The 26,142-nt window shown below is 50.7% G+C and carries 46 protein-coding genes; 39 read left to right on the top strand and 7 right to left on the bottom strand.

The genetic code is table 11. From position 1 onward, the window contains the following. Positions 1-184 precede the first annotated feature (184 nt). Both bfd and bfr read left to right on the top strand, forming a co-directional pair. Positions 185-379 (top strand): bacterioferritin-associated ferredoxin, encoded by a 195-nt coding sequence (gene bfd / locus IMQ56_RS13720; protein ID WP_003863268.1) that lies wholly within the window; start codon positions 185-187, stop codon positions 377-379. A gap of 72 nt (positions 380-451) precedes the next feature. Next, positions 452-928: a bacterioferritin gene (gene bfr, locus IMQ56_RS13715; RefSeq protein ID WP_028014636.1), complete on the top strand. Its 477-nt coding sequence runs from the start codon at positions 452-454 to the stop codon at positions 926-928. Here the strand turns inward: bfr and IMQ56_RS13710 are convergent. Further along, complete coding sequence (locus IMQ56_RS13710; protein WP_196064056.1) at positions 912-1,385, bottom strand: A24 family peptidase; 474 nt, start codon at positions 1,383-1,385, stop codon at positions 912-914. The genes bfr and IMQ56_RS13710 overlap by 17 nt on opposite strands. 380 nt (positions 1,386-1,765) lie before the next feature. Between IMQ56_RS13710 and rpsJ the strand changes: the two genes are divergently transcribed. The 31 genes from rpsJ (at position 1,766) to IMQ56_RS13555 (ending at position 16,595) form a co-directional block, all read left to right on the top strand. Next, positions 1,766-2,077, top strand: a complete 312-nt coding sequence (gene rpsJ, locus IMQ56_RS13705) for a 30S ribosomal protein S10 (RefSeq protein WP_001181005.1) — start codon at positions 1,766-1,768, stop codon at positions 2,075-2,077. A 32-nt stretch (positions 2,078-2,109) separates the two neighbouring features. Continuing rightward, positions 2,110-2,739, top strand: coding sequence for a 50S ribosomal protein L3 (gene rplC, locus IMQ56_RS13700; RefSeq protein ID WP_003863274.1), 630 nt, complete (start codon positions 2,110-2,112; stop codon positions 2,737-2,739). 10 nt (positions 2,740-2,749) lie between these two features. Next, a complete protein-coding gene (gene rplD / locus IMQ56_RS13695; protein ID WP_000424395.1) occupies positions 2,750-3,355 on the top strand; it encodes a 50S ribosomal protein L4 in 606 nt (201 codons plus the stop codon). Beyond that, positions 3,352-3,654: a 50S ribosomal protein L23 gene (gene rplW, locus IMQ56_RS13690; protein ID WP_000617546.1), complete on the top strand. Its 303-nt coding sequence runs from the start codon at positions 3,352-3,354 to the stop codon at positions 3,652-3,654. Before rplD ends, rplW begins: the two co-directional genes overlap by 4 nt. A gap of 17 nt (positions 3,655-3,671) precedes the next feature. Then, positions 3,672-4,493 carry a 50S ribosomal protein L2 gene (rplB, locus tag IMQ56_RS13685; protein ID WP_000301859.1) on the top strand — a complete coding sequence of 274 codons (822 nt, stop codon included), beginning with the start codon at positions 3,672-3,674 and terminating at the stop codon, positions 4,491-4,493. Positions 4,494-4,509: 16 nt separating this feature from the next. Further along, entirely contained in the window at positions 4,510-4,788 is a 279-nt protein-coding gene (gene rpsS, locus IMQ56_RS13680; RefSeq protein ID WP_001138117.1) for a 30S ribosomal protein S19, read from the top strand. 14 nt (positions 4,789-4,802) lie between these two features. Continuing rightward, on the top strand, positions 4,803-5,135 hold the full coding sequence (gene rplV, locus IMQ56_RS13675; RefSeq protein WP_002919773.1) for a 50S ribosomal protein L22: 333 nt from the start codon (positions 4,803-4,805) through the stop codon (positions 5,133-5,135). Positions 5,136-5,152: 17 nt separating this feature from the next. Continuing rightward, positions 5,153-5,854, top strand: a complete 702-nt coding sequence (gene rpsC, locus IMQ56_RS13670) for a 30S ribosomal protein S3 (RefSeq protein ID WP_000529945.1) — start codon at positions 5,153-5,155, stop codon at positions 5,852-5,854. A 12-nt stretch (positions 5,855-5,866) separates the two neighbouring features. Further along, a complete protein-coding gene (gene rplP / locus IMQ56_RS13665) occupies positions 5,867-6,277 on the top strand; it encodes a 50S ribosomal protein L16 (protein ID WP_002919759.1) in 411 nt (136 codons plus the stop codon). Then, positions 6,277-6,468 carry a 50S ribosomal protein L29 gene (gene rpmC / locus IMQ56_RS13660; RefSeq protein ID WP_003863282.1) on the top strand — a complete coding sequence of 64 codons (192 nt, stop codon included), beginning with the start codon at positions 6,277-6,279 and terminating at the stop codon, positions 6,466-6,468. Before rplP ends, rpmC begins: the two co-directional genes overlap by 1 nt. Continuing rightward, positions 6,468-6,722: a 30S ribosomal protein S17 gene (gene rpsQ, locus IMQ56_RS13655; protein ID WP_002438707.1), complete on the top strand. Its 255-nt coding sequence runs from the start codon at positions 6,468-6,470 to the stop codon at positions 6,720-6,722. The genes rpmC and rpsQ overlap by 1 nt, the downstream gene beginning before the upstream one ends. A gap of 166 nt (positions 6,723-6,888) precedes the next feature. Next, positions 6,889-7,260 carry a 50S ribosomal protein L14 gene (gene rplN, locus IMQ56_RS13650; protein ID WP_002919748.1) on the top strand — a complete coding sequence of 124 codons (372 nt, stop codon included), beginning with the start codon at positions 6,889-6,891 and terminating at the stop codon, positions 7,258-7,260. Between the two features lie 10 nt (positions 7,261-7,270). Further along, positions 7,271-7,585, top strand: a complete 315-nt coding sequence (gene rplX / locus IMQ56_RS13645) for a 50S ribosomal protein L24 (protein ID WP_003863287.1) — start codon at positions 7,271-7,273, stop codon at positions 7,583-7,585. Positions 7,586-7,599: 14 nt separating this feature from the next. Continuing rightward, on the top strand, positions 7,600-8,139 hold the full coding sequence (rplE, locus tag IMQ56_RS13640; RefSeq protein ID WP_003863290.1) for a 50S ribosomal protein L5: 540 nt from the start codon (positions 7,600-7,602) through the stop codon (positions 8,137-8,139). A gap of 14 nt (positions 8,140-8,153) precedes the next feature. Further along, positions 8,154-8,459, top strand: coding sequence for a 30S ribosomal protein S14 (gene rpsN / locus IMQ56_RS13635; RefSeq protein ID WP_003863291.1), 306 nt, complete (start codon positions 8,154-8,156; stop codon positions 8,457-8,459). A 30-nt stretch (positions 8,460-8,489) separates the two neighbouring features. After that, complete coding sequence (gene rpsH / locus IMQ56_RS13630; RefSeq protein WP_006178918.1) at positions 8,490-8,882, top strand: 30S ribosomal protein S8; 393 nt, start codon at positions 8,490-8,492, stop codon at positions 8,880-8,882. 12 nt (positions 8,883-8,894) lie between these two features. After that, positions 8,895-9,428 (top strand): 50S ribosomal protein L6, encoded by a 534-nt coding sequence (gene rplF, locus IMQ56_RS13625; RefSeq protein ID WP_006178917.1) that lies wholly within the window; start codon positions 8,895-8,897, stop codon positions 9,426-9,428. 9 nt (positions 9,429-9,437) lie between these two features. Beyond that, positions 9,438-9,791 carry a 50S ribosomal protein L18 gene (rplR, locus tag IMQ56_RS13620; protein WP_003863297.1) on the top strand — a complete coding sequence of 118 codons (354 nt, stop codon included), beginning with the start codon at positions 9,438-9,440 and terminating at the stop codon, positions 9,789-9,791. Positions 9,792-9,805: 14 nt separating this feature from the next. Continuing rightward, the gene (gene rpsE, locus IMQ56_RS13615; RefSeq protein ID WP_003863299.1) at positions 9,806-10,306 is read left to right on the top strand and encodes a 30S ribosomal protein S5; all 501 of its coding nucleotides are present in this window, start codon (positions 9,806-9,808) and stop codon (positions 10,304-10,306) included. Between the two features lie 6 nt (positions 10,307-10,312). Continuing rightward, entirely contained in the window at positions 10,313-10,492 is a 180-nt protein-coding gene (rpmD, locus tag IMQ56_RS13610) for a 50S ribosomal protein L30 (protein WP_003863301.1), read from the top strand. 3 nt (positions 10,493-10,495) lie between these two features. After that, positions 10,496-10,930: a 50S ribosomal protein L15 gene (rplO, locus tag IMQ56_RS13605; protein ID WP_003863304.1), complete on the top strand. Its 435-nt coding sequence runs from the start codon at positions 10,496-10,498 to the stop codon at positions 10,928-10,930. A gap of 7 nt (positions 10,931-10,937) precedes the next feature. Next, positions 10,938-12,269: a preprotein translocase subunit SecY gene (gene secY, locus IMQ56_RS13600; protein WP_003863305.1), complete on the top strand. Its 1,332-nt coding sequence runs from the start codon at positions 10,938-10,940 to the stop codon at positions 12,267-12,269. A gap of 31 nt (positions 12,270-12,300) precedes the next feature. Then, entirely contained in the window at positions 12,301-12,417 is a 117-nt protein-coding gene (gene rpmJ, locus IMQ56_RS13595; RefSeq protein WP_000868187.1) for a 50S ribosomal protein L36, read from the top strand. A gap of 146 nt (positions 12,418-12,563) precedes the next feature. Beyond that, positions 12,564-12,920 (top strand): 30S ribosomal protein S13, encoded by a 357-nt coding sequence (gene rpsM / locus IMQ56_RS13590; RefSeq protein WP_003863308.1) that lies wholly within the window; start codon positions 12,564-12,566, stop codon positions 12,918-12,920. A gap of 16 nt (positions 12,921-12,936) precedes the next feature. Continuing rightward, positions 12,937-13,326 carry a 30S ribosomal protein S11 gene (rpsK, locus tag IMQ56_RS13585; protein ID WP_003863312.1) on the top strand — a complete coding sequence of 130 codons (390 nt, stop codon included), beginning with the start codon at positions 12,937-12,939 and terminating at the stop codon, positions 13,324-13,326. 32 nt (positions 13,327-13,358) lie between these two features. Continuing rightward, on the top strand, positions 13,359-13,979 hold the full coding sequence (rpsD, locus tag IMQ56_RS13580; RefSeq protein WP_003863314.1) for a 30S ribosomal protein S4: 621 nt from the start codon (positions 13,359-13,361) through the stop codon (positions 13,977-13,979). Positions 13,980-14,004: 25 nt separating this feature from the next. Next, complete coding sequence (gene rpoA / locus IMQ56_RS13575) at positions 14,005-14,994, top strand: DNA-directed RNA polymerase subunit alpha (protein ID WP_002919219.1); 990 nt, start codon at positions 14,005-14,007, stop codon at positions 14,992-14,994. Positions 14,995-15,034: 40 nt separating this feature from the next. Beyond that, complete coding sequence (gene rplQ / locus IMQ56_RS13570) at positions 15,035-15,418, top strand: 50S ribosomal protein L17 (protein ID WP_001216368.1); 384 nt, start codon at positions 15,035-15,037, stop codon at positions 15,416-15,418. A 107-nt stretch (positions 15,419-15,525) separates the two neighbouring features. Beyond that, positions 15,526-15,894 (top strand): DUF1992 domain-containing protein, encoded by a 369-nt coding sequence (locus IMQ56_RS13565; protein ID WP_023295520.1) that lies wholly within the window; start codon positions 15,526-15,528, stop codon positions 15,892-15,894. Between the two features lie 2 nt (positions 15,895-15,896). Next, positions 15,897-16,322 (top strand): Zn(2+)-responsive transcriptional regulator, encoded by a 426-nt coding sequence (gene zntR, locus IMQ56_RS13560; protein ID WP_003863328.1) that lies wholly within the window; start codon positions 15,897-15,899, stop codon positions 16,320-16,322. Between the two features lie 57 nt (positions 16,323-16,379). Then, positions 16,380-16,595 carry an alternative ribosome-rescue factor A gene (locus IMQ56_RS13555; RefSeq protein WP_017383729.1) on the top strand — a complete coding sequence of 72 codons (216 nt, stop codon included), beginning with the start codon at positions 16,380-16,382 and terminating at the stop codon, positions 16,593-16,595. On the opposite strand, the gene mscL is transcribed toward IMQ56_RS13555, so the two are convergent. From mscL to def, 5 genes are all read right to left on the bottom strand, one after another. Next, positions 16,596-17,009 (bottom strand): large-conductance mechanosensitive channel protein MscL, encoded by a 414-nt coding sequence (gene mscL, locus IMQ56_RS13550; protein WP_003863335.1) that lies wholly within the window; start codon positions 17,007-17,009, stop codon positions 16,596-16,598. Positions 17,010-17,155: 146 nt separating this feature from the next. After that, complete coding sequence (trkA, locus tag IMQ56_RS13545; protein ID WP_003863337.1) at positions 17,156-18,532, bottom strand: Trk system potassium transporter TrkA; 1,377 nt, start codon at positions 18,530-18,532, stop codon at positions 17,156-17,158. A 22-nt stretch (positions 18,533-18,554) separates the two neighbouring features. Further along, positions 18,555-19,841, bottom strand: coding sequence for a 16S rRNA (cytosine(967)-C(5))-methyltransferase RsmB (rsmB, locus tag IMQ56_RS13540; RefSeq protein WP_040118326.1), 1,287 nt, complete (start codon positions 19,839-19,841; stop codon positions 18,555-18,557). A 52-nt stretch (positions 19,842-19,893) separates the two neighbouring features. Continuing rightward, complete coding sequence (fmt, locus tag IMQ56_RS13535; protein WP_017693884.1) at positions 19,894-20,841, bottom strand: methionyl-tRNA formyltransferase; 948 nt, start codon at positions 20,839-20,841, stop codon at positions 19,894-19,896. 24 nt (positions 20,842-20,865) lie between these two features. Next, positions 20,866-21,375: a peptide deformylase gene (gene def, locus IMQ56_RS13530; RefSeq protein ID WP_015571402.1), complete on the bottom strand. Its 510-nt coding sequence runs from the start codon at positions 21,373-21,375 to the stop codon at positions 20,866-20,868. A gap of 127 nt (positions 21,376-21,502) precedes the next feature. Between def and dprA the strand changes: the two genes are divergently transcribed. From dprA to IMQ56_RS13500, 6 genes are read left to right on the top strand one after another with little or no spacing between them, the layout of a single operon-like run. Next, positions 21,503-22,627: a DNA-protecting protein DprA gene (dprA, locus tag IMQ56_RS13525; protein ID WP_040118171.1), complete on the top strand. Its 1,125-nt coding sequence runs from the start codon at positions 21,503-21,505 to the stop codon at positions 22,625-22,627. Beyond that, positions 22,599-23,072: a DUF494 family protein Smg gene (smg, locus tag IMQ56_RS13520; RefSeq protein ID WP_000460665.1), complete on the top strand. Its 474-nt coding sequence runs from the start codon at positions 22,599-22,601 to the stop codon at positions 23,070-23,072. The genes dprA and smg overlap by 29 nt, the downstream gene beginning before the upstream one ends. Before the next feature lie 26 nt (positions 23,073-23,098). Further along, positions 23,099-23,653 (top strand): topoisomerase DNA-binding C4 zinc finger domain-containing protein, encoded by a 555-nt coding sequence (locus IMQ56_RS13515; RefSeq protein ID WP_032649692.1) that lies wholly within the window; start codon positions 23,099-23,101, stop codon positions 23,651-23,653. Next, the gene (gene tsaC, locus IMQ56_RS13510; RefSeq protein ID WP_022649580.1) at positions 23,646-24,218 is read left to right on the top strand and encodes an L-threonylcarbamoyladenylate synthase type 1 TsaC; all 573 of its coding nucleotides are present in this window, start codon (positions 23,646-23,648) and stop codon (positions 24,216-24,218) included. The genes IMQ56_RS13515 and tsaC overlap by 8 nt, the downstream gene beginning before the upstream one ends. A 4-nt stretch (positions 24,219-24,222) precedes the next feature. Continuing rightward, positions 24,223-25,041: a shikimate dehydrogenase gene (gene aroE, locus IMQ56_RS13505; protein WP_040118170.1), complete on the top strand. Its 819-nt coding sequence runs from the start codon at positions 24,223-24,225 to the stop codon at positions 25,039-25,041. Then, positions 25,038-25,286, top strand: coding sequence for a DUF1488 domain-containing protein (locus IMQ56_RS13500; RefSeq protein WP_015571398.1), 249 nt, complete (start codon positions 25,038-25,040; stop codon positions 25,284-25,286). The genes aroE and IMQ56_RS13500 overlap by 4 nt, the downstream gene beginning before the upstream one ends. Here the strand turns inward: IMQ56_RS13500 and IMQ56_RS13495 are convergent. Then, a complete protein-coding gene (locus IMQ56_RS13495; protein WP_032649689.1) occupies positions 25,262-25,816 on the bottom strand; it encodes a gamma carbonic anhydrase family protein in 555 nt (184 codons plus the stop codon). The genes IMQ56_RS13500 and IMQ56_RS13495 overlap by 25 nt on opposite strands. Positions 25,817-26,142: the final 326 nt, after the last annotated feature.

Genomic DNA, 26,142 nt, shown 5'->3' with positions numbered 1-26,142 from the left:
GGCTAATTAATTATCCCTGAAATAAAAAGGACGCTTCGGCGTCCTTTTTTGTTTTCTGCCGTAAAGTCGCTGTCATAAAAATTCGCATTTTTTGTCTTCTCCCGCCACGTATTCCGGCGCCTGTGCTATTGTAATCATAACCATTCTCACTTACACTTTGCGCATATTTTGAACGGGAGTCTTTATGTACGTTTGTTTATGTAATGGTGTAAGCGACAAAAAAATTCGTCAGGCCGTTCGCCAGTTTCAGCCACAATCTTTCCAGCAGCTTCGCAAGTTTGTTCCGGTGGGAAATCAATGCGGTAAATGCGTTCGCGCAGCGCGTGAGATCATGCAGGACGAACTGATGCAGATCCCGGAATTCAAAGAGATCGCGTAAGCCCCTATCTTTTTTTTGACATCCCCGTAGCCCGATCTACGCTTCAATGAGTGGAAGCGGAGGGACTATATAATGAAAGGTGATGTTAAAATCATAAGTTATCTCAATAAATTATTGGGAAATGAGCTTGTCGCAATCAATCAGTATTTTCTCCATGCAAGAATGTTCAAAAACTGGGGACTGACTCGCCTCAACGATGTTGAATACCATGAGTCGATTGATGAAATGAAACACGCCGATAAATACATTGAGCGTATTTTATTCCTCGAAGGCATTCCTAACCTACAGGATCTCGGAAAACTGGGCATCGGAGAAGATGTCGAAGAGATGCTGCGTTCTGATCTCCGGCTGGAGCTGGAGGGTGCAAAAGACCTGCGTGAAGCCATTGCCTATGCGGACAGCGTACATGACTACGTCAGCCGCGATATGATGATCCAGATCCTGGCCGATGAAGAAGGGCACATCGACTGGCTTGAGACCGAACTGGATCTCATTAGCAAAATTGGCCTACAGAACTACCTTCAGTCTCAGATCAAAGTGGAAAATTAATCAGGCTTTCCCAGCCAACGCATAAACCCGCTGCCGCCAGAAATGGCCCAAAAGGCAGTGGGTTTTTTAATGCCTGCTTATCAGGAGTAAACAACGAGAAAGCAACCAGATAGAGCAGAGCCATTAACGCGGCTACGAGTGCCAGTACTGGCAGTACACACCAGCCATGCCATGCCCCCAGCGCCGCCAGATATTTTATGTCGCCATATCCCATCCCTTCACGTCGGCAGATGAGCCGGTATCCCCAATAGATAATGGCGAATCCGGCATATCCTGTCATCGCACCCACTACCGCGCTCGGCAAAAAATCAGGATGGAGACAAAGCTGGTAGAGCAGGCCCGTCCATAGCAGCGGGCAAAGAAATTTATCGGGAAGAAGCCCCGAGCGAATATCGGTGCGAACAAGCAAGGCCGATAACGCAAAATAGATCAGCAGAAAGGGGAGGGACAGTAGCATAGCGAGAGCCTCAAAATGGTTTGAGCGCATACTCGTAATAATCTGCATGCCCGGCAATGTGTAAAAACAGCAATTGCGTAGCGGCTTCAGACAAAGAGTTGAGAAGGGATACTTTGCATAAAAAATTGCGCGGCCTTACGTATAGTACGTCTTTGGCGCTTAATTTCTAAACGGCACTTGCGTCTTTCTCTGATTTACGTATAATGCGCGGGCTTGTCGTAATTGACGGCGGGTTCAATCTGAACCAGAGTAGCTCACTTTGTTACTCAACAATGCTCCCAATTGGGGAGCTACGTAAGAACGGTTACACTCTCCCATCAATCGTAATGGGTTTGAGGAGTAATCATTTTCGTTTATAAAATAATTGGAGCTCTGGTCTCATGCAGAACCAAAGAATCCGTATCCGCCTTAAAGCGTTTGATCATCGTCTGATCGATCAATCAACCGCGGAAATCGTCGAGACTGCTAAGCGCACTGGTGCGCAAGTCCGTGGTCCGATCCCGCTGCCGACCCGCAAAGAGCGCTTTACCGTTCTGATCTCTCCGCACGTTAACAAAGATGCGCGTGATCAGTACGAAATCCGCACTCACAAGCGTCTGGTTGACATCGTTGAGCCAACTGAGAAAACCGTTGATGCTCTGATGCGTCTGGATCTGGCTGCCGGTGTAGACGTGCAGATCAGCCTGGGTTAATCAGGTCATCGAGCGATTGAGAGGTTGAAACAATGATTGGTTTAGTCGGTAAAAAAGTGGGTATGACCCGCATCTTCACTGAAGATGGCGTTTCTATCCCAGTAACCGTAATCGAAGTTGAAGCAAACCGCGTTACTCAGGTTAAAGATCTGGCTAACGATGGCTACCGCGCTATTCAGGTTACCACTGGTGCTAAAAAAGCTAACCGTGTAACCAAACCAGAAGCGGGTCACTTCGCTAAAGCTGGCGTTGAAGCTGGCCGTGGTCTGTGGGAATTCCGTCTTGCTGAAGGCGAAGAGTTCACCGTAGGTCAGGACATTAGCGTTGAGCTGTTTGCTGACGTTAAAAAAGTTGACGTAACCGGTACCTCTAAAGGTAAAGGTTTTGCTGGTACCGTTAAGCGCTGGAACTTCCGTACCCAGGACGCTACTCACGGTAACTCCTTGTCTCACCGCGTTCCGGGTTCTATCGGTCAGAACCAGACTCCGGGCAAAGTGTTCAAAGGCAAGAAAATGGCAGGTCAGCTGGGCAACGAACGTGTAACCGTTCAGAGCCTGGACGTAGTACGTGTTGACGCTGAGCGCAACCTGCTGCTGGTTAAAGGTGCGGTCCCGGGTGCAACCGGTAGCGACCTGATCGTTAAACCAGCTGTGAAGGCGTAAGGGGATAGCAATGGAATTAGTATTGAAAGACGCGCAGAGCGCGCTGACTGTTTCCGAAACTACCTTCGGTCGTGATTTCAACGAAGCGCTGGTTCACCAGGTTGTTGTTGCTTATGCAGCTGGTGCTCGTCAGGGTACTCGTGCTCAGAAGACTCGTGCTGAAGTAACTGGTTCAGGCAAAAAGCCATGGCGCCAGAAAGGTACCGGCCGTGCGCGTTCAGGTTCTATCAAGAGCCCGATCTGGCGTTCAGGTGGCGTGACCTTCGCTGCGCGTCCACAGGACCACAGTCAAAAAGTTAACAAAAAGATGTACCGCGGCGCGCTGAAAAGCATTCTGTCCGAACTGGTACGTCAGGATCGTCTGATCGTTGTCGAGAAGTTCTCTGTTGAAGCGCCTAAAACTAAGCTGCTGGCACAGAAACTGAAAGACATGGCTCTGGAAGATGTGCTGATCATCACCGGTGAGCTGGACGAGAACCTGTTCCTGGCCGCGCGTAACCTGCACAAGGTTGACGTACGCGACGCGACTGGTATCGACCCGGTTAGCCTGATCGCCTTCGACAAAGTCGTAATGACTGCTGATGCTGTTAAGCAAGTTGAGGAGATGCTGGCATGATTCGTGAAGAACGTCTGCTGAAGGTGCTGCGCGCACCGCACGTTTCTGAAAAAGCGTCTACTGCGATGGAAAAAACAAACACCATCGTTCTCAAAGTTGCTAAAGACGCGACCAAAGCAGAGATCAAAGCTGCTGTGCAGAAACTGTTTGAAGTCGAAGTCGAAGTCGTTAACACCCTGGTAGTTAAAGGGAAAGTTAAACGTCACGGACAGCGTATCGGTCGTCGTAGCGACTGGAAAAAAGCTTACGTCACCCTGAAAGAAGGCCAGAACCTGGACTTCGTTGGCGGCGCTGAGTAAGTCGGAGGAGTAATACAATGGCAGTTGTTAAATGTAAACCGACATCTCCGGGTCGTCGCCACGTAGTTAAAGTGGTTAACCCTGAGCTGCACAAGGGCAAACCTTTTGCTCCGTTGCTGGAAAAAAACAGCAAATCCGGTGGTCGTAACAACAATGGCCGTATCACCACTCGTCACATCGGTGGTGGCCACAAGCAGGCTTATCGTATTGTTGACTTCAAACGCAACAAAGACGGTATCCCAGCAGTTGTTGAGCGTCTTGAGTACGATCCGAACCGTTCCGCGAACATCGCGCTGGTTCTGTACAAAGATGGCGAACGCCGTTACATCCTGGCCCCTAAAGGCCTGAAAGCTGGCGACCAGATTCAGTCTGGCGTTGATGCTGCAATCAAAGCAGGCAACACCCTGCCGATGCGCAATATCCCGGTTGGTTCTACCGTTCATAACGTAGAAATGAAACCAGGTAAAGGCGGTCAGCTGGCGCGTTCCGCGGGTACTTACGTTCAGATCGTTGCGCGTGACGGTGCTTATGTCACCCTGCGTCTGCGTTCTGGTGAAATGCGTAAAGTCGAAGCAGACTGCCGCGCTACTCTGGGCGAAGTTGGCAATGCTGAGCATATGCTGCGCGTTCTGGGTAAAGCTGGTGCTGCACGCTGGCGTGGTGTTCGTCCTACCGTTCGCGGTACTGCGATGAACCCAGTCGACCACCCACATGGTGGTGGTGAAGGTCGTAACTTTGGTAAGCACCCGGTAACTCCGTGGGGCGTTCAGACCAAAGGTAAGAAGACCCGCAGCAACAAGCGTACTGATAAATTTATCGTACGTCGCCGTAGCAAATAATTTTAGAGGATAAGCCATGCCACGTTCTCTCAAGAAAGGTCCTTTTATTGACCTGCACTTGCTGAAGAAGGTAGAGAAAGCGGTGGAAAGCGGAGACAAGAAGCCCCTGCGCACTTGGTCCCGTCGTTCAACGATCTTTCCTAACATGATCGGTTTGACCATCGCTGTCCATAATGGTCGTCAGCACGTTCCAGTCTTTGTTACCGACGAAATGGTTGGTCACAAACTGGGTGAATTCGCACCGACTCGTACTTATCGCGGCCACGCTGCTGATAAAAAAGCGAAGAAGAAATAAGGTAGGAGGAAGAGATGGAAACTTTAGCTCAACATCGCCATGCTCGTTCTTCTGCACAGAAGGTTCGCCTTGTTGCTGACCTGATTCGCGGTAAGAAAGTGTCGCAGGCCCTGGACATCCTGACCTATACCAACAAGAAAGCTGCGGTATTGGTCAAGAAAGTACTGGAATCTGCCATTGCTAACGCTGAACACAACGATGGCGCTGACATCGACGATCTGAAAGTCGCGAAAATTTTCGTAGATGAAGGCCCAAGCATGAAGCGCATTATGCCGCGTGCGAAAGGTCGTGCAGATCGCATCCTGAAGCGCACCAGCCACATTACTGTGGTTGTGTCCGATCGCTGAGACTCTGGAGACTAGCAATGGGTCAGAAAGTACATCCTAATGGTATTCGCCTGGGTATTGTAAAACCATGGAACTCTACCTGGTTTGCGAACACCAAAGAATTCGCTGACAACCTGGACAGCGATTTTAAAGTACGTCAGTACCTGACTAAGGAACTGGCTAAAGCGTCTGTATCTCGTATCGTTATCGAGCGTCCAGCTAAGAGCATCCGTGTGACTATTCACACTGCTCGCCCTGGCATCGTTATCGGTAAGAAAGGCGAAGACGTAGAAAAACTGCGCAAGGTCGTAGCGGATATCGCTGGCGTTCCTGCACAGATCAATATCGCTGAAGTTCGTAAGCCTGAACTGGACGCTAAATTGGTTGCTGACAGCATCACTTCTCAGCTGGAACGTCGCGTTATGTTCCGTCGTGCTATGAAGCGTGCTGTACAGAACGCAATGCGTCTGGGCGCTAAAGGTATCAAAGTTGAAGTTAGCGGCCGTCTGGGCGGCGCGGAAATCGCACGTACCGAATGGTACCGCGAAGGTCGCGTACCGCTGCACACTCTGCGTGCTGACATCGACTACAACACCTCTGAAGCGCACACCACTTACGGTGTAATCGGCGTTAAGGTATGGATCTTCAAAGGTGAGATCCTGGGTGGTATGGCTGCTGTTGAACAACCGGAAAAACCGGCTGCTCAACCTAAAAAGCAGCAGCGTAAAGGCCGTAAATAAGGAGCGTCGCTGATGTTACAACCAAAGCGTACAAAATTCCGTAAAGTGCACAAAGGCCGCAACCGTGGTCTGGCGCAGGGTACGGATGTTAGCTTCGGCACTTTCGGTCTGAAAGCTGTTGGCCGTGGTCGTCTGACTGCACGTCAGATCGAAGCAGCACGTCGTGCAATGACCCGTGCAGTTAAGCGTCAAGGTAAGATCTGGATCCGTGTATTCCCGGACAAACCGATCACCGAGAAGCCACTGGAAGTTCGTATGGGTAAAGGTAAAGGTAACGTGGAGTACTGGGTTGCCTTGATCCAACCGGGCAAAGTCCTTTATGAAATGGACGGTGTTCCGGAAGAGCTGGCCCGTGAAGCCTTCGGCCTGGCAGCAGCGAAACTGCCTATCAAAACCACCTTTGTAACTAAGACGGTGATGTAATGAAAGCAAAAGAGCTGCGTGAAAAAAGCGTTGAAGAGCTGAACGCTGAGCTGCTGAACCTGCTGCGTGAGCAGTTCAACCTGCGTATGCAGGCTGCAAGTGGCCAGCTGCAACAGACTCACCTGCTGAAGCAAGTGCGTCGCAATGTTGCGCGCGTTAAGACTTTACTGACTCAGAAGGCGGGTGCGTAATGACCGATAAAATCCGTACTCTGCAAGGTCGTGTTGTTAGCGATAAAATGGAGAAATCCATTGTTGTAGCTATCGAACGTTTTGTGAAACACCCGATCTACGGTAAATTCATCAAGCGTACGACCAAACTGCACGTACATGACGAGAACAACGAATGTGGTATCGGCGACAAGGTTGAAATCCGTGAATGCCGTCCACTGTCCAAGACTAAGTCCTGGACGCTGGTTCGCGTTGTAGAGAAAGCGGTTCTGTAATAGAGTACGCATTCTCAATACGAATAAACGGCTCAGCGATGAGCCGTTTATTTTTTCTACCCATATTGCAGAAGCGGTGTTATAATGCCGCGCCCTCGATATGGGGCTTTTTAACGGCTCTGATTTTAGAGTCTCAGGTAGTAGTTGACATTAGCGGAGCACTAAAATGATCCAAGAACAGACTATGCTGAACGTCGCCGACAACTCCGGTGCACGTCGCGTAATGTGTATCAAGGTTCTGGGTGGCTCGCACCGTCGCTACGCAGGCGTAGGCGACATCATCAAGATCACCATCAAGGAAGCAATTCCACGTGGTAAGGTCAAAAAAGGTGATGTGCTGAAGGCGGTAGTGGTGCGCACCAAGAAGGGTGTTCGTCGCCCTGACGGTTCTGTCATTCGCTTCGATGGTAATGCATGCGTTATTTTAAACAATAACAGCGAGCAGCCTATCGGCACGCGTATCTTTGGGCCGGTAACTCGTGAACTTCGTACTGAGAAGTTCATGAAAATTATCTCTCTGGCACCAGAAGTACTCTAAGGAGCGAATCATGGCAGCGAAAATCCGTCGTGATGACGAAGTTATCGTGTTAACCGGTAAAGATAAAGGTAAACGCGGTAAAGTAAAAAATGTTCTGTCTTCCGGCAAACTTGTCGTTGAAGGTATCAACCTGGTTAAGAAACATCAGAAGCCGGTTCCGGCCCTGAACCAACCAGGCGGCATCGTTGAAAAAGAAGCTGCTATTCAGGTTTCTAACGTTGCAATCTTCAATGCGGCTACCGGTAAGGCTGACCGTGTAGGCTTTAGATTCGAAGACGGTAAAAAAGTCCGTTTCTTCAAATCTAACAGCGAAACTATCAAGTAATTTGGAGTAGTACGATGGCGAAACTGCATGATTACTACAAAGACGAAGTAGTTAACAAACTCATGACTGAGTTTAACTACAATTCTGTCATGCAAGTCCCTCGGGTCGAGAAGATCACCCTGAACATGGGTGTTGGTGAAGCGATCGCTGACAAGAAACTGCTGGATAACGCAGCAGCTGACCTGACAGCAATCTCCGGTCAAAAACCGCTGATCACCAAAGCACGCAAATCTGTTGCAGGCTTCAAAATCCGTCAGGGCTATCCGATCGGCTGTAAAGTAACTCTGCGTGGCGAACGCATGTGGGAGTTCCTTGAGCGCCTGATCACTATTGCTGTTCCACGTATCCGTGACTTCCGTGGCTTGTCCGCTAAGTCTTTCGACGGTCGTGGTAACTACAGCATGGGTGTCCGTGAGCAGATCATCTTCCCAGAAATCGACTACGATAAAGTCGACCGCGTGCGTGGTTTGGATATTACCATTACCACTACTGCGAAATCTGATGAAGAAGGCCGTGCTCTGCTGGCTGCCTTTGACTTCCCGTTCCGCAAGTAAGGTAGGGTTACTGAATGGCTAAGCAATCAATGAAAGCACGCGAAGTAAAGCGCGTAGCTTTAGCTGATAAATTCTTCGCTAAACGCGCTGAACTGAAAGCGATCATTTCTGATGTGAACGCTTCCGACGAAGATCGTTGGAATGCGGTTCTCAAGCTGCAGTCTCTGCCGCGTGATTCCAGCCCGTCTCGTCAGCGTAACCGCTGTCGTCAAACAGGTCGTCCACATGGTTATGTGGGCAAGTTTGGGTTGAGCCGTATCAAACTGCGTGAAGCCGCCATGCGCGGTGAAGTGCCAGGCTTGAAAAAGGCTAGCTGGTAATTACCAATTGAATCACGGGAGTAAAGACAGATGAGCATGCAAGATCCGATCGCGGATATGCTGACCCGTATCCGTAACGGTCAGGCCGCGAACAAAGTTGCGGTCACCATGCCTTCCGCCAAGCTGAAAGTGGCAATTGCCAACGTGCTGAAGGAAGAAGGTTTTATCGAAGATTTTAAAGTTGAAGGCGACACCAAGCCGGAACTGGAACTTACTCTCAAGTATTTCCAGGGTAAAGCTGTTGTAGAAAGCATTCAGCGTGTCAGCCGCCCAGGCCTGCGCATCTATAAGAAAAAAGATGAGCTGCCAAAAGTAATGGCTGGTCTTGGTATCGCAGTTGTTTCTACCTCTAAAGGTGTTATGACTGATCGTGCAGCGCGCCAGGCTGGTCTTGGTGGCGAAATTATCTGCTACGTAGCCTAATCGGAGGAAAGAATGTCTCGTGTTGCTAAAGCACCGGTCGTTATTCCTGCCGGCGTTGATGTAAAAATCGACGGTCAGGTTATTACGATCAAAGGTAAAAACGGCGAGCTGACTCGTACCCTCAACAATGCTGTTGAAGTTAAACATGCAGATAACGCTCTGACCTTCGGTCCACGTGATGGTTTCGTGGATGGATGGGCTCAGGCTGGTACCGCGCGTGCCCTGCTGAACTCAATGGTTGTTGGTGTTACCGAAGGCTTCACTAAAAAGCTTCAGCTGGTTGGTGTAGGTTATCGTGCAGCTATCAAAGGGAATGCAGTAGGCCTGTCTCTGGGCTTCTCACACCCTGTTGAGCATCCGCTGCCGGCCGGTATCACTGCAGAATGCCCGACTCAGACTGAAATCGTGCTGAAAGGCGCTGATAAACAGCTGATCGGTCAGGTTGCAGCAGATCTGCGCGCCTACCGTCGTCCTGAGCCTTATAAAGGCAAGGGTGTTCGTTACGCCGACGAAGTCGTGCGTACCAAAGAGGCTAAGAAGAAGTAAGGTAACACTATGGATAAGAAATCTGCTCGTATCCGTCGTGCGACCCGCGCACGCCGCAAGCTCAAAGAGCTGGGTGCAACTCGCCTGGTGGTACATCGTACCCCGCGTCATATTTACGCACAGGTAATTGCACCGAACGGTTCTGAAGTTCTGGTAGCTGCTTCTACTGTAGAAAAAGCTATCTCAGAACAATTGAAGTATACCGGTAACAAAGACGCCGCAGCAGCTGTAGGTAAAGCTGTCGCTGAACGCGCTCTGGAAAAAGGCATCAGCAATGTTTCCTTTGACCGTTCCGGGTTCCAATATCATGGTCGTGTCCAGGCACTGGCAGATGCTGCCCGTGAAGCTGGCCTTCAGTTCTAAGGTAGAGGTGTAAGATGGCTCACATCGAAAAACAGGCTGGCGAACTGCAGGAAAAGCTGATCGCGGTAAACCGCGTATCTAAAACCGTTAAAGGTGGTCGTATTTTCTCCTTCACAGCTCTGACTGTAGTGGGTGATGGTAACGGTCGCGTTGGTTTTGGTTACGGTAAAGCGCGTGAAGTTCCAGCAGCGATCCAGAAAGCGATGGAAAAAGCCCGTCGCAATATGATTAACGTCGCGCTGAACAACGGTACCCTGCAACACCCAGTTAAAGGTGTTCACACGGGTTCTCGTGTATTCATGCAGCCAGCTTCCGAAGGTACCGGTATCATCGCCGGTGGTGCAATGCGCGCCGTTCTGGAAGTTGCTGGAGTTCATAACGTTCTGGCTAAAGCATATGGTTCCACCAACCCGATCAACGTGGTTCGTGCAACTATTGATGGCCTGGAAAATATGAATTCTCCAGAAATGGTCGCTGCCAAGCGTGGTAAATCCGTTGAAGAAATTCTGGGGTAATTGACCATGGCAAAGACTATTAAAATCACTCAAACCCGCAGTGCAATCGGTCGTCTGCCGAAACACAAGGCAACGCTGCTTGGCCTGGGTCTGCGTCGTATTGGTCATACCGTTGAGCGCGAGGATACTCCTGCTGTTCGTGGTATGGTCAACGCGGTTTACTTCATGGTTAAAGTTGAGGAGTAAGAGATGCGTTTAAATACTCTGTCTCCGGCCGAAGGCTCTAAAAAGGCGGGTAAACGCCTGGGTCGTGGTATCGGTTCTGGCCTCGGCAAAACCGGTGGTCGTGGTCACAAAGGTCAGAACTCTCGTTCTGGCGGTGGCGTACGTCGCGGTTTCGAGGGTGGCCAGATGCCACTGTACCGTCGTCTGCCGAAGTTCGGCTTCACCTCTCGCAAAGCAGCGATCACAGCGGAAATCCGTCTGTCTGACCTGGCGAAAGTTGAAGGCGGCGTTGTAGACCTGAACACGCTGAAAGCGGCTAACATTATCGGTATCCAGATCGAGTTCGCGAAAGTGATCCTGGCTGGTGAAGTTTCTACTCCGGTAACTGTTCGTGGCCTGCGTGTTACTAAAGGTGCTCGTGCTGCTATCGAAGCTGCTGGCGGTAAAATTGAGGAATAAGTAGCAGATGGCTAAGCAACCGGGATTAGATTTTCAAAGTGCCAAAGGTGGATTTGGCGAGCTGAAACGCAGACTGCTGTTTGTAATCGGCGCGCTGATTGTATTCCGTATTGGCTCTTTTATTCCGATCCCTGGTATTGATGCCGCTGTACTTGCCAAACTGCTTGAGCAACAGCGAGGCACCATCATTGAAATGTTCAACATGTTCTCTGGTGGTGCTCTCAGCCGTGCTTCTATTTTCGCACTGGGTATTATGCCGTACATTTCGGCATCGATTATTATCCAGCTGCTGACGGTCGTTCATCCGGCCCTGGCAGAGTTGAAGAAAGAAGGGGAGTCTGGACGTCGTAAGATTAGCCAGTACACCCGTTACGGCACTCTGGTGCTGGCAATATTCCAGTCGATCGGTATTGCTACCGGTCTTCCGAATATGCCTGGTATGCAGGGCCTGGTATTAAACCCAGGCTTTGCATTCTATTTCACCGCTGTTGTAAGTCTGGTCACAGGGACCATGTTCCTGATGTGGCTCGGCGAACAGATTACTGAACGAGGTATCGGTAACGGTATCTCAATCATTATCTTCGCCGGTATCGTTGCGGGTCTCCCGCCGGCCATCGCCCATACTATCGAGCAAGCGCGTCAAGGCGACCTGCACTTCCTCCTGTTGCTGTTGGTTGCAGTATTAGTATTTGCAGTGACGTTCTTTGTTGTCTTCGTTGAACGTGGTCAACGCCGCATTGTGGTGAACTACGCTAAACGTCAGCAGGGTCGTCGTGTCTATGCTGCACAGAGCACACATTTACCGCTGAAAGTGAATATGGCGGGGGTTATCCCGGCTATCTTCGCTTCCAGTATTATTCTGTTCCCGGCAACCATCGCGTCATGGTTCGGGGGCGGTACTGGTTGGAACTGGCTGACAACAATTTCGCTGTATTTGCAGCCTGGGCAACCACTTTATGTGTTACTCTATGCGTCTGCGATCATCTTCTTCTGTTTCTTCTACACGGCGTTGGTCTTCAACCCGCGTGAAACAGCAGATAACCTGAAGAAGTCCGGTGCATTTGTACCAGGAATTCGTCCGGGAGAGCAAACGGCGAAGTATATCGATAAAGTAATGACTCGCCTGACTTTGGTTGGTGCGCTTTATATTACTTTTATCTGCCTGATCCCGGAGTTCATGCGTGATGCAATGAAAGTACCGTTCTACTTCGGTGGGACCTCACTGCTTATCGTTGTGGTCGTGATTATGGACTTTATGGCTCAAGTGCAAACTCTGATGATGTCCAGTCAGTATGAGTCTGCATTGAAGAAGGCGAACCTGAAAGGCTACGGCCGCTAACTGGTCGCCTGAGAAGTTACGGAGAGTAAAAATGAAAGTTCGTGCTTCCGTCAAGAAATTATGCCGTAACTGCAAAATCGTTAAGCGTGATGGTGTCATCCGTGTGATTTGCAGTGCCGAGCCGAAGCATAAACAGCGCCAAGGCTGATTATTTCGCATATTTTTCTTGCAAAGTTGGGTTGAGCTGGCTAGATTAGCCAGCCAATCTTTTGTATGTCTGTACGTTTCCATTTGAGTATCCTGAAAACGGGCTTTTCAGCATGGTGCGTACATATTAAATAGTAGGAGTGCATAGTGGCCCGTATAGCAGGCATTAACATTCCTGATCAGAAACATGCTGTGATCGCATTAACTTCGATCTATGGCGTCGGCAAGACCCGTTCTAAAGCCATTCTGGCTGCAGCGGGTATCGCTGAAGATGTTAAGATCAGTGAGCTGTCTGAAGAACAAATCGACACGCTGCGTGACGAAGTTGCCAAATTTGTCGTTGAAGGTGATCTGCGCCGTGAAATCAGCATGAGCATCAAGCGCCTGATGGATCTTGGTTGCTATCGCGGTTTGCGTCATCGTCGTGGTCTGCCAGTGCGCGGTCAGCGTACTAAGACCAACGCACGTACCCGTAAGGGTCCGCGCAAACCGATCAAGAAATAATCGGGGTGATTGAATAATGGCAAAGGCACCAGTTCGTGCACGTAAACGTGTAAGAAAACAAGTCTCTGACGGCGTGGCTCATATCCATGCTTCTTTCAACAACACCATCGTTACTATTACTGATCGTCAGGGTAACGCATTGGGTTGGGCAACAGCCGGTGGTTCCGGTTTCCGTGGTTCTCGCAAATCCACTCCGTTCGCAGCTCAGGTTGCAGCAGAGCGTTGCGCTGAAGCCGTAAAAGAATACGGCATCAAGAATCTGGAAGTTATGGTTAAAGGTCCGGGTCCGGGTCGTGAATCTACTGTTCGCGCTCTGAACGCCGCTGGTTTCCGCATCACGAATATTACTGATGTGACTCCGATCCCTCATAACGGTTGTCGTCCGCCGAAAAAACGTCGCGTATAACGCTCGTTTTTTAGGTTAGTTGGAGATAGAAAATGGCAAGATATTTGGGTCCTAAGCTCAAGCTGAGCCGTCGTGAGGGCACCGACTTATTCCTTAAGTCTGGCGTTCGCGCGATCGATACCAAGTGTAAAATTGAACAAGCTCCTGGCCAGCACGGTGCGCGTAAACCGCGTCTGTCTGACTATGGTGTGCAGTTGCGTGAAAAGCAAAAAGTTCGCCGTATCTACGGTGTGCTGGAGCGTCAGTTCCGTAACTACTATAAAGAAGCAGCACGTCTGAAAGGCAACACAGGTGAAAACCTGCTGGCTCTGCTGGAAGGTCGTCTGGACAACGTTGTATACCGTATGGGCTTCGGCGCGACTCGTGCTGAATCACGCCAGCTGGTTAGCCATAAAGCAATCATGGTAAACGGTCGTGTTGTTAACATCGCTTCTTATCAGGTTAAAGCGAATGACGTTGTTAGCATTCGTGAGAAAGCGAAAAAGCAATCTCGCGTGAAAGCCGCTCTGGAGCTGGCTGAGCAGCGTGAAAAGCCAACCTGGCTGGAAGTTGATGCTGGCAAGATGGAAGGTACGTTCAAGCGTCAGCCAGAACGTTCTGATCTGTCTGCGGACATTAACGAACACCTGATCGTCGAGCTTTACTCCAAGTAAAGCTTAGTACCAAAGAGAGGACACAATGCAGGGTTCTGTGACAGAGTTTCTAAAACCGCGCCTGGTAGATATCGAGCAAGTGAGTTCGACGCACGCCAAGGTGACCCTTGAGCCTTTAGAGCGTGGCTTTGGCCATACTCTGGGTAACGCACTGCGCCGTATTCTGCTCTCATCGATGCCGGGTTGCGCGGTGACCGAGGTTGAGATTGATGGTGTACTTCATGAGTACAGCACCAAAGAAGGCGTTCAGGAAGATATCCTTGAAATCCTGCTCAACCTGAAAGGGCTGGCGGTGAGAGTTCAGGGTAAAGATGAAGTTATTCTTACTCTGAATAAATCTGGCATTGGCCCTGTGACTGCAGCCGACATCACCCACGACGGTGATGTTGAAATCGTCAAGCCGCAGCACGTGATCTGCCACCTGACCGATGAGAACGCAGCTATTAGCATGCGTATCAAAGTTCAGCGCGGTCGTGGTTATGTGCCGGCTTCTGCCCGAATTCATTCGGAAGAAGATGAGCGCCCAATCGGCCGTCTGCTGGTCGACGCATGTTACAGCCCTGTAGAGCGTATTGCCTACAATGTTGAAGCAGCGCGTGTAGAACAGCGTACCGACCTGGACAAGCTGGTCATCGAAATGGAAACCAATGGCACAATCGATCCTGAAGAGGCGATTCGTCGTGCGGCAACCATCCTGGCAGAACAACTGGAAGCTTTCGTTGACTTACGTGATGTACGTCAGCCGGAAGTGAAAGAAGAGAAACCAGAATTCGATCCGATCCTGCTGCGCCCTGTTGACGATCTGGAATTGACTGTCCGCTCTGCTAACTGCCTCAAGGCAGAAGCTATCCACTATATCGGTGATCTGGTACAGCGTACCGAGGTTGAGTTGCTGAAAACGCCGAACCTGGGTAAAAAATCTCTTACCGAGATTAAAGACGTGCTGGCTTCACGTGGTCTGTCTCTGGGCATGCGCCTGGAAAACTGGCCACCGGCAAGCATTGCTGACGAGTAACCGGATCACAGGTTAAGGTTTTACTGAGAAGGATAAGGTCATGCGCCATCGTAAGAGTGGTCGTCAACTGAACCGCAACAGCAGCCATCGCCAGGCTATGTTCCGCAACATGGCAGGTTCACTGGTTCGTCATGAAATCATCAAGACGACCCTGCCTAAAGCGAAAGAGCTGCGTCGCGTAGTTGAGCCGCTGATTACTCTTGCCAAGACTGACAGCGTTGCTAATCGTCGTCTGGCATTCGCCCGTACTCGTGATAACGAGATCGTGGCAAAACTGTTTAACGAACTGGGCCCGCGTTTCGCGAGCCGTGCCGGTGGTTACACTCGCATTCTGAAGTGTGGCTTCCGTGCAGGCGACAACGCGCCGATGGCTTACATCGAGCTGGTTGATCGTTCAGAGAAAGCAGAAGCTGCTGCAGAGTAATCTGTAGTAACGTAAAAAAACCCGCCTCGGCGGGTTTTTTTATATCCGCAGAATCTCCACTTATCTACAATGTCTGTATCTTTTCTGCTCACCCCCTGGAGTTCATTATGTGGTTGCTCGATCAGTGGGCTGAACGCCATATTTGCGATGCCCAAAACAAAGGCGAGTTCGAAAATCTTCCCGGTAGCGGTGAGCCGCTGATTCTGGACGATGATTCACATATTCCCCCTGAATTACGGGCCGGTTATCGCTTACTGAAAAACGCAGGTTGTTTACCGCCTGAACTTCAGCAACGCAATGAAGCCGTCGAGCTTGCCGATCTGCTTAAAGGCATTCATAAGAATGACCCGCGGTACTCCGAAATCAGTCGTCGGTTGGCGCTCATCGAGCTAAAACTGCGCCAGACGGGAATGAATACTGACTTTTTGCATGGTGAGTACAGTGAAAGGTTAATGCAAAAAATAAACGAGGAGTAGCCATGTACCGCATAGGTGAACTTGCGAAGCTTGCTAACGTAACGCCGGATACTATCCGCTACTACGAAAAGCAGCAGATGATCGATCATGAGGTCAGAACGGAAGGTGGATTTCGCCTTTATACGGATAACGACCTGCAACGCCTTCGTTTTATCCGCTATGCACGGCAACTCGGCTTCACGCTGGAGTCGATCCGTGAACTGCTGTCGATCCGTATCGATCCTGAACATCATACGTGTCAGGAATCTAAAAGCATCGTTCAGGCCCGGCTGGATGAAGTTGAAGGACGCATTCAGGAGCTGCAAGCCATGCAGCGATCTCTGCAAAGGTTAAATGACGCGTGCTGCGGTACCGCTCATAGCAGTGTTTATTGCTCAATACTGGAAGCTCTTGAACAGGGCGCCAGTAGTGAAACTCAGGGTTGTTGATTTTTTATCAGCCAGGGACTAGACTCCCGCCGACATTAACTATGCTCAGGAGAAATGATGAGCCGCTATCAGCATACGAAGGGACAAATTAAGGATAACGCCATTGAGGCATTGCTTCACGACCCGCTTTTCAGACAGCGTGTTGAGAAGAACAAGAAAGGAAAAGGGAGTTATCTACGTAAAGGTAAACATGCACAACGGGGTAACTGGGAGGCCAGTGGCAAGCAAGCTAATCGCTTTTTTACCACTGGCCTTTCTGTTTCTGTCGCCTGATTAAACGCGGTTGTTCTGCTCTTTTAACAGATCGCGAATTTCAGTCAGTAAGACTTCTTCTTTAGTTGGTGCTGGCGGGGCAGCAGCCGGTTCTTCTTTTTTACGGTTAAGTCTGTTGATAAGTTTGATCGCCATGAAAATGGCAAATGCCACGATCACGAAATCAAATACGTTCTGAATGAATACGCCATAGTGCATTACAACCGCAGGGATATCGCCCTGAGCCTCCCGAAGGGTGAAGGCGAACTGTTTGAAATCAATGCCTCCAATCAACAGTCCTAACGGCGGCATAATAATGTCGGCGACTAATGATGAAACGATCTTACCGAACGCCGCACCAATAATGACACCCACAGCCAAATCCACCACATTCCCGCGCATCGCAAATTCGCGAAACTCTTTAATAAAACTCATTATGTTCTCCTTGTGCCAGCTGACGCCTATAAGTTTAACAAATGATTAGCTAATTGCCATTGGGGATAAATAATCGTTATGAAAAATAAAAGGCATGAAAATTAGAAGGTTAATATTTGGGTGCTCTCGTCTGAGCACCCAAATCATTACAGGAAGAACGGGCTTGGCTGGAATAAACGCTCGACGTCGGTAATAAATTTTTTATCGGTCAGGAACATAATAACGTGGTCACCCTGCTCAATACGTAAATTATCATTGGCGATCATGACATCGTTACCTCGCACTACGGCGCCGATAATGGTGCCTGGTGGAAGTTTAATTTCGTCGATCGCGCGACCAACAACGCGCGACGTCGTTTCATCCCCATGAGCGACGGCTTCAATGGCTTCAGCAACACCACGACGAAGAGACGACACGCCGACAATATCCGCTTTACGTACATGGCTTAGCAGGGCAGAAATGGTGGCTTGCTGAGGTGAAATAGCAATATCAATTACGCTACCCTGTACCAGGTCGACATAAGCCTTACGCTGGATAAGCACCATTACTTTTTTCGCCCCCATACGTTTAGCGAGCATGGCGGACATAATATTCGCTTCGTCGTCGTTGGTGACGGCAATAAAAAGATCAACCTGATCGATATGCTCTTCGGCCAGCAATTCCTGATCCGAAGCATCGCCATAAAACACGATAGTATTCTGAAGCTTTTCAGCCAGCTCCGACGCGCGCTGTTGATCTCGTTCGATCAGCTTCACGCTGTAGTCTTTTTCCAGCCGTCTCGCCAGACCTGCGCCAATATTACCGCCGCCAACCAGCATAATACGTTTATACGGTTTTTCGAGACGCTGAAGTTCACTCATCACCGCACGGATATGCTGAGAAGCCGCAATAAAGAAGACTTCATCCCCGGCTTCGACAATGGTGGACCCTTGCGGACGAATAGGTCTGTCGTGACGGAAAATCGCCGCAACACGCGTATCGATATGTGGCATATGCTCGCGCATTGTCGACAGTGCATTACCAATCAGCGGGCCGCCGTAGTACGCCTTCACGACCGCAAGGCTTACTTTCCCTTCCGCAAAGTTCACAACCTGCAACGCGCCCGGGTACTCAATCAGACGATAAATACTGTCGATAACCAGCTGTTCAGGGGCAATAAGATGGTCGATAGGTACTGCTTCGGAATTAAACAGCTTTTCCGCATCCCGGACATAGTCCGGGGAGCGAATGCGGGCGATGCGGTTCGGTGTGTTGAAAAGCGAGTAGGCCACCTGACATGCAACCATGTTGGTTTCATCAGAACTGGTTACTGCAACCAGCATGTCGGCATCGTCCGCGCCCGCCTCCCGAAGCACGCGTGGGTGAGAGCCGTGCCCCTGTACAACACGAAGATCAAACTTGTCCTGCAAAACGCGCAGGCGATCGCCATTGGTATCCACAATGGTGATATCGTTGTTTTCGCCCACGAGATTTTCCGCCAGCGTTCCGCCAACTTGCCCTGCGCCCAGAATGATAATTTTCATCTTTCGTGACCTGTTCTCAACATCACTCTTTGATTAGCTTAGCGTAAAAGAAGCCATCACCTTCTTCTGCGCCCGGCAGGTTTTGCAGACCCGGGTGCTCAGGTGTTCCCGTATCATGCAGCGTAGCGTCCGGGGTGCGTTTCAGGAAGGCCGCAATTTGCTGACCGTTCTCTTCCGGGAGAACAGAGCAGGTTGCATACACCAGGGTTCCGCCGGGTTTGAGATGCGGCCAGATGGCATCCAGAATTTCGGATTGCAACTGGGCAAGCTCCTTGATATCACGATCGCGACGCAGCCATTTGATATCGGGATGACGACGAATCACGCCGGTTGCTGAGCAGGGGGCGTCCAGCAAAATGCGATCGAACCGGGTATCACCACACCAGTCTGCGGGTTTACGTCCATCGCCTTGCTTAACCTGTGCTTTCATTCCCAGACGCTTGAGGTTGTCATAGACGCGTGAAAGACGCTGCTCATCAACATCCACGGCCATCACGCTGGCCTGCGGCGCCACTTCCAGAATGTGCGTTGTTTTCCCCCCTGGCGCTGCACAGAGATCAAGGATCTGCTCCCCGTCTTTCGGTTCAAGCCAGGTCATGCAGCCCTGAGCGGATGCGTCCTGTACCGTTACCCAGCCCTCTTCAAAACCGGGTAATGCATGTACCGGTGCAGGGGAGGCTAAACGTACCGCATCAGGATAAGCAGCGTGTGTGAAGCCGCTCATTCCGGCCTCTTCCAGCAGGGCCAGCCATGCGTCGCGGGTATGATGGTTACGATTGACGCGTAACCACATCGGCGGACGTTGGTTATTGGCATCCACAATGTCTTGCCATTGCTGAGGGTAGGCTTTTTTAAGGCGATTCAGCAGCCATTCAGGATGCAGGAAGCGCGCTTCGCTTTGCGCAAATTCTGCCAGCAGTTCGTCCTGCTGACGCTGGAACTGACGCAGCACGCCGTTAATCAAACCTTTCAGTTGAGGACGTTTAATCGCAACGGCACCCTCCACTGTCTCAGCCAGCGCAGCATGAGGTGGAATGCGGGTATGAAGAAGCTGGTAGAAACCGACCATGATCAAATAATGCACGGTACGCTGCTTGCCGCTCATCGGGCGTGACATCAGCTTATTAATTAACCATTCAAGCTGAGAGAGGGTGCGCAGCACGCCAAAGCACAGCTCCTGAAGCAGTGCTTTGTCTTTATCGGAAACCTTTTGTTGCAGCGGAGGCAGGACATTACTCAGTGACTGGCCCTGCTCGATAACCTGCTCAACGGCCTGAGCCGCCATAGTGCGTAGATTTTGTCTTTTCATAACCGTAAAAATAAAAATGCCCGGAAACACCGGGCCTTAAGAATAAATTTGTTCAGGCAAGGCGATTGCCAGGGATGAACCATTCACGACGGGAATTTAATAGATCCTGCGCGCTCATTGCCTTTTTACCGGCCGGTTGCAGCGATTCAAGATTCAGGATCCCTTCTCCGGTCGCAACCTGGATACCGTTTTTGCTGGCGTCGATAATCGTACCGGGCTCTGCCGAAGTATTGCCGTTAATAACTGAAGCTTTCCAGACTTTCACTGGCTGCTCATCAATCATCAACCAGCTCATCGGCCATGGATTAAAGGCGCGGATACAGCGTTCGAGTTGAGCTGCTGACAGGGACCAGTCGATCCGGGCTTCTTCTTTACTCAGTTTTTCAGCATAGGTCACCTGTGCCTCATCCTGCACTTCAGGTGTCGCTGTATTGTCAGCAAGCTGTTGCAACGTCTCAATCAGCCCCTGCGGACCGAGATCCGCCAGCTTGTCATACAGCGTGGCGCTGGTATCTTCTGCGGTAATGGGACACGCCAGTTTATACAGCATGTCGCCCGTGTCTAAACCTACGTCCATCTTCATGATTGTCACGCCAGTTTCAGCATCGCCTGCCCACAGAGCGCGCTGAATAGGGGCTGCACCACGCCAGCGTGGGAGCAAGGAACCATGAACGTTAACACAGCCCAGGCGGGGCATATCGAGTACCGCTTTCGGCAGAATGAGGCCGTAAGCCACAACTACCATCACGTCAGCGTTCAGGTCTGCCACTAACTGCTGGTTTTCCTGAGGTCGTAATGATGCAGGCTGGAAAACCGGCAAACCATGCGTTTCTGCCAGCACTTTAACCGGGCCAGGCATCAATTTTTTACCGCGGCCAGCCGGACGATCAGGCTGAGTAAATACGCCAACAATCTGATGACCAGACGATAGCAGCGCGTCGAGATGACGCGCCGCAAAATCAGGGGTACCCGCGAAGATTATACGTAGTGATGTAGACACGTTATTCCTTGTATCCGGGGGGCGTTAAGCGCGAGAACGTAAACGATCCAGTTTCTCAACTTTCTGACGAATACGCTGTTGCTTCAGCGGTGAGAGGTAATCGATAAACAGCTTACCGACCAGGTGATCCATCTCATGCTGAATGCAAATCGCCAGCAGATCGTCGGCTTCCAGCTCAAACGGATTGCCGTCACGATCCAGTGCGCGGATTTTAACTTTTTCGGCACGTGGCACCAAAGCGCGCTGTTCAGGGATAGACAGACAGCCTTCCTCAATACCTGTTTCGCCGCTTTTTTCCAGCATCTCAGGGTTGATCAGCACCAGGCGCTCATCACGATTTTCAGAAACGTCGATCACAATAATACGTTTGTGAATGTCTACCTGGGTCGCGGCAAGGCCAATGCCTTCTTCAGCGTACATGGTATCGAACATATCATCGACGATACGCTGAATTTCTGCATTCACTTCTTTAACCGGTTCCGCGACGATGCGAAGGCGCTCGTCAGGAATATGTAACACTTGCAAAACTGCCATAAAATTCCAGAGTCGTGTTCAGGAGTTGATAAGAATATTACTTCTATTCTAGACAAATCCCCGGTCGATTGACAGCATCAGTGACCAATCGCAAAGATTGCTGAGGCTGCTTATGGCAGGGAAAAGGATGACGTCCACAGAGATATGGTTACGGCTTATAAACATCGGGTCGTTATACGGTGACGCGATGCTGGAGATTGCGCAGAGGCTGCTTCGCCAGGCAACCGTCGATGCTGAAGCTGTCAACGCGTCAGGGCTTTCGCCCAAACATGCCGTAAAGTTTTTTTCGTTCAGCGAGAGTGAGCTTGAACGTAGTCTGGAATGGCTGGAACACGCCGACAACCACCTTCTCACGGCGGATGATCCTCGCTTCCCGCCATTGTTGCGTTCTATACCTGATTTTCCCGGGGCGCTCTTTGTGCGAGGCCGCGTCGACGTGCTTAACAGCATGCAGCTTGCGGTTGTGGGCAGCCGTGCGCCCTCGTGGTATGGCGAGCGTTGGGGGAAAATGCTCAGTGAACAGCTGTCCCAATGTGGCTTTACGATCACCAGTGGCCTGGCTTGCGGCATCGACGGTGTGGCACATCATGCGGCGTTGTCAGCAAAAGGGCGAAGTGTCGCCGTGCTTGGCAATGGTCTTTTTAGTCTCTATCCGCGTCGTCATCACATTCTGGCTGAGCAACTTATCGCTTCAGAGGGGGCGATAGTGTCTGAGTTTTCACTTTCGACATCGCCCAGACCGGGTAACTTTCCCCGGCGTAACCGGATCATCAGCGGGTTGAGCCTGGGCGTGCTGGTGGTCGAAGCTGCGATTCGGAGTGGATCGCTTGTTACCGCCAGGTGCGCACTGGAGCAGGGGCGTGAAGTTTTTGCGCTACCCGGCCCGTTGGGGAACCCTGGCTGCGAAGGCCCTCACTGGCTGATAAAACAGGGGGCGACGCTGGTGACCTGTAAAGAGGATATCCTGGAAAATTTGCAGTATGGATTGCATTGGTTGCAGGATGATCTCCAAAAGCGACATATTTCATCGGATCAGGAGGCAGTAGCATTGCCATTTCCCAAGCTCCTGGCTAACGTAGGAGATGAGGTAACACCTGTTGACGTTGTCGCTGAACGTGCCGGCCAACCTGTGCCAGTAACGGTAGCACAGCTACTCGAACTGGAGTTAGCAGGGTGGATCGCAGCTGTACCCGGCGGCTATGTCCGATTAAGGAGGGCATGCCATGTTCGACGTACTGATGTATTTGTTTGAGACTTACATCCACAACGAAGCAGAAATGCAGGTGGATCAGGACAAATTAACACGGGATCTGACCGACGCAGGTTTTGAGCGGGAAGATATTTATAATGCGTTGATGTGGCTGGATAAGTTGGCTGATTATCAGGACGGCCTCGCCGAACCGATGCAGCTTGCTTCTGACCCATTGTCTGTGCGCATCTATACAGCTGAAGAGTGTGAAAGGCTGGATGCCAGCTGCCGGGGATTCATTTTATTCCTCGAGCAGATTCAGGTGCTAAACCTCGAAACGAGAGAGATGGTGATAGAGCGCGTCATGGCGCTGGATACTGCTGAGTTTGAACTGGAAGATCTCAAATGGGTGATCCTGATGGTTCTGTTCAACATCCCAGGCTGTGAAAATGCCTATCAGCAAATGGAAGAATTACTCTTTGAAGTGAATGAAGGTATGCTGCATTAATTCTATGTGCAGCAACAAGAGTTGTTATGGCCAAATCAGCACTCTTCACGGTGCATAAAAACGAGCCCTGCCCACAGTGTGGGGCTGAACTTGTTATTCGGTCCGGGAAACACGGTCCGTTTCTCGGTTGTTCACGCTATCCGGAATGTGATTATGTCCGTCCCCTGAAAAGCCAGGCGGACGGACATATCGTCAAAATTCTGGAGGGACAGCTTTGTCCACTCTGTGGCGGCGAACTGGCGCTGCGGCAGGGGCGGTTCGGGATGTTTATCGGATGCAGCCGCTATCCGGAATGTGAACATACGGAACAAATTGATAAACCAGATGAAACGGCAATTGCCTGCCCTCAGTGCCAGCGTGGTCAATTGGTGCAGCGCCGCTCTCGTTATGGCAAGACCTTCCATTCGTGCGATCGCTATCCTGAATGCCAGTTCGTTATCAATTTCAAACCAGTAGCGGGCGTCTGCCCTCATTGCGATTATCCGTTACTTATAGAAAAGAAAACCGCGCAAGGCTTGAAACGCTTTTGCGCCAGTAAACAATGTGGAAAGCCGGTTTCGGCGGATCAAATCAGTGAATAATAACCTGCCATCAGGCTCCATCGCGCAGGCGGTGGAAATCCTGAAAAAAGAAGAAGTCATCGCCTATCCAACAGAAGCCGTTTTCGGGGTCGGGTGCGATCCTGACAGCGAAGTCGCCGTTAACCGTCTGCTGGCGCTAAAACAGCGGCCTGTCGAAAAAGGATTGATTTTGATCGCTGCGAACTACGAGCAGCTTAAGCCTTATATTGATGATTCCATGCTGACGCCTGCACAGCGGGAAACCATTTTCTCTGCGTGGCCTGGTCCCGTGACGTTTGTTTTCCCTGCACAACCGACAACGCCGCGCTGGCTAACCGGGCGTTTCGATTCACTCGCGGTACGCGTTACCGACCATCCCTTGGTGGTGGAGTTATGCCAGGCATTTGGTAAACCCCTGGTTTCAACCAGCGCCAACCTGACCGGGCTTCCCCCTTGTCGGACAACAGAAGAAGTTCTGGCGCAGTTCGGGAATGATTTCCCTGTAGCCGTGGGTGAAACCGGGGGGCGTCTTAACCCGTCAGAAATTCGCGATGCCTTGACCGGCGAACGTTTTCGCCAGGGATAATGTTATGGAAACCTATGCTGTTTTTGGTAACCCGATCGCGCACAGCAAGTCGCCTCTGATCCATCAGCTGTTTGCAGAGCAATTGCAGATAGATCACCCGTATGGTCGGGTTCTTGCGCCTGTTGATGCATTTATACCGACGCTGAATAGCTTTTTTGATGCGGGTGGTAAAGGTGCGAACGTCACGGTGCCTTTTAAAGAAGAGGCTTTCGGGCGCGCGGATGAGCTGACCGAGCGTGCCTCGCTCGCTGGTGCCGTCAATACCCTTAAGCGGCTCGAAGATGGTCGCCTTCTGGGCGATAACACCGATGGCATAGGTTTACTCAGCGATCTGGAACGACTGTCGTTTATTAAACCAGGCTTTCGGATCCTGCTGATCGGCGCGGGTGGCGCGTCGCGCGGCGTATTGCTTCCTCTTCTTTCGCTGGATTGTGCGGTGACAATCACCAACCGTACCTTCTCCAGAGCAGAAGAGCTGGCGGCGTTGTTCGCACACACAGGCAGCGTAACTGCGGTAGCACTTGACGATCTCGCGGGTCACGAATTTGATCTTGTAATTAATGCCACCTCAAGCGGTATTAATGGAGAGATCCCGGCGATTCCTGCATCCCTGGTTCATTCCCACATCTACGCCTATGACATGTTTTATCAAAAAGGGAAAACGCCATTTCTGACCTGGTGTGCACAACAGGGGGCAAAACACGTGGCTGATGGTCTGGGCATGCTGGTGGGGCAGGCGGCTCATGCGGTGCTACTCTGGCATGGCGTGTTACCTGCTGTAGAACCAGTGATCGAAAAGCTGAAACAGGAACTGATGGCATGAATCAGGCGATTCATTTTCCCGACAGAGAAATCTGGGATGAAAATAAGCAAGCGGTTTGTTTCCCGGTGCTGGTGCATGGAATGCAGCTCACCTGTGCGATTAAAGGGGAGACGTTGCATCAGCGCTTTGGTGGTTCAGATCCGTTAGCGGTCTTTTGCGAAAATCGCTGGGATCTGGAAGAGGAAGCCAGCGATTTGATCCGCGATCAGCAGGAAGACGATCAGGGTTGGGTCTGGTTATCCTGATCCAGATAGTCATTCTTCCATCTAACGTAATTGTTCGCTGAGTATTTCAATCCTTCGATCTCCGCCTCTTTTAGGGGGCGGATCTGTTTAACCGGACTGCCTAAATAGAGATAGCCACTTTCCAGACGTTTGTTTTGCGGAACAAGGCTTCCTGCGCCAATCATTACGTCATCTTCTACTATGACGCCATCCAGCAAAATCGATCCCATCCCAACGAGAACCCTGTTACCGATTGTGCAACCGTGGAGCATCACTTTATGACCGACGGTGACATCTTCCCCAATGATGAGCGGATTGCCCTCAGGGTTATAAGATGACTTATGAGTCACATGCAGCACGCTGCCGTCCTGAATATTGGTGCGTGCACCGATTGCAACGTAGTTAACATCGCCCCGGATCGCGACGAGTGGCCAGATGCTGACATCATCGGCCATGCGAACATCACCAATGACCACGCTGCTGGCATCGATCATCACGCGATCGCCTTTTTGGGGGAACAGATCTTTATAAGGACGTAATACTGCAAACATATCTACCTCGATACAGATGAGCGCTATTAAAGAAGCTTTGATCGTATTCCTGGATCGAGGCAAGGCAAAATGCGTCAATTTTTAAGCGGATCGGGTGGGTTTTCAGCGAAAAGAACGGAAAATCATCAGTTGGAAAAAAAGATCTAAAAAATACTTGTGCTAAAAACTGGGATCCCTATAATGCGCCTCCATCGACACGGCGGATGTGAATCACTTCACAGATAACCCGGTCGGTTGAAGAGAAAAAATCCTGAAATAACGGGTTGACTCTGAAGGAGGAAAGCGTAATATACGCCACCTCGCGACAGAGCGCTGAAGCGCGTCGC

It is taken from the genome of Enterobacter sp. Res13-Sevr-PEC09-46 (genome assembly GCF_015672585.1).
GTDB classification, from domain to species: Bacteria; Pseudomonadota; Gammaproteobacteria; order Enterobacterales; family Enterobacteriaceae; genus Enterobacter; species Enterobacter hormaechei_C.
The sequence above is the reverse complement of the archived record's forward strand: the minus strand, read 5'-3'. Positions and strand labels throughout refer to the sequence as shown.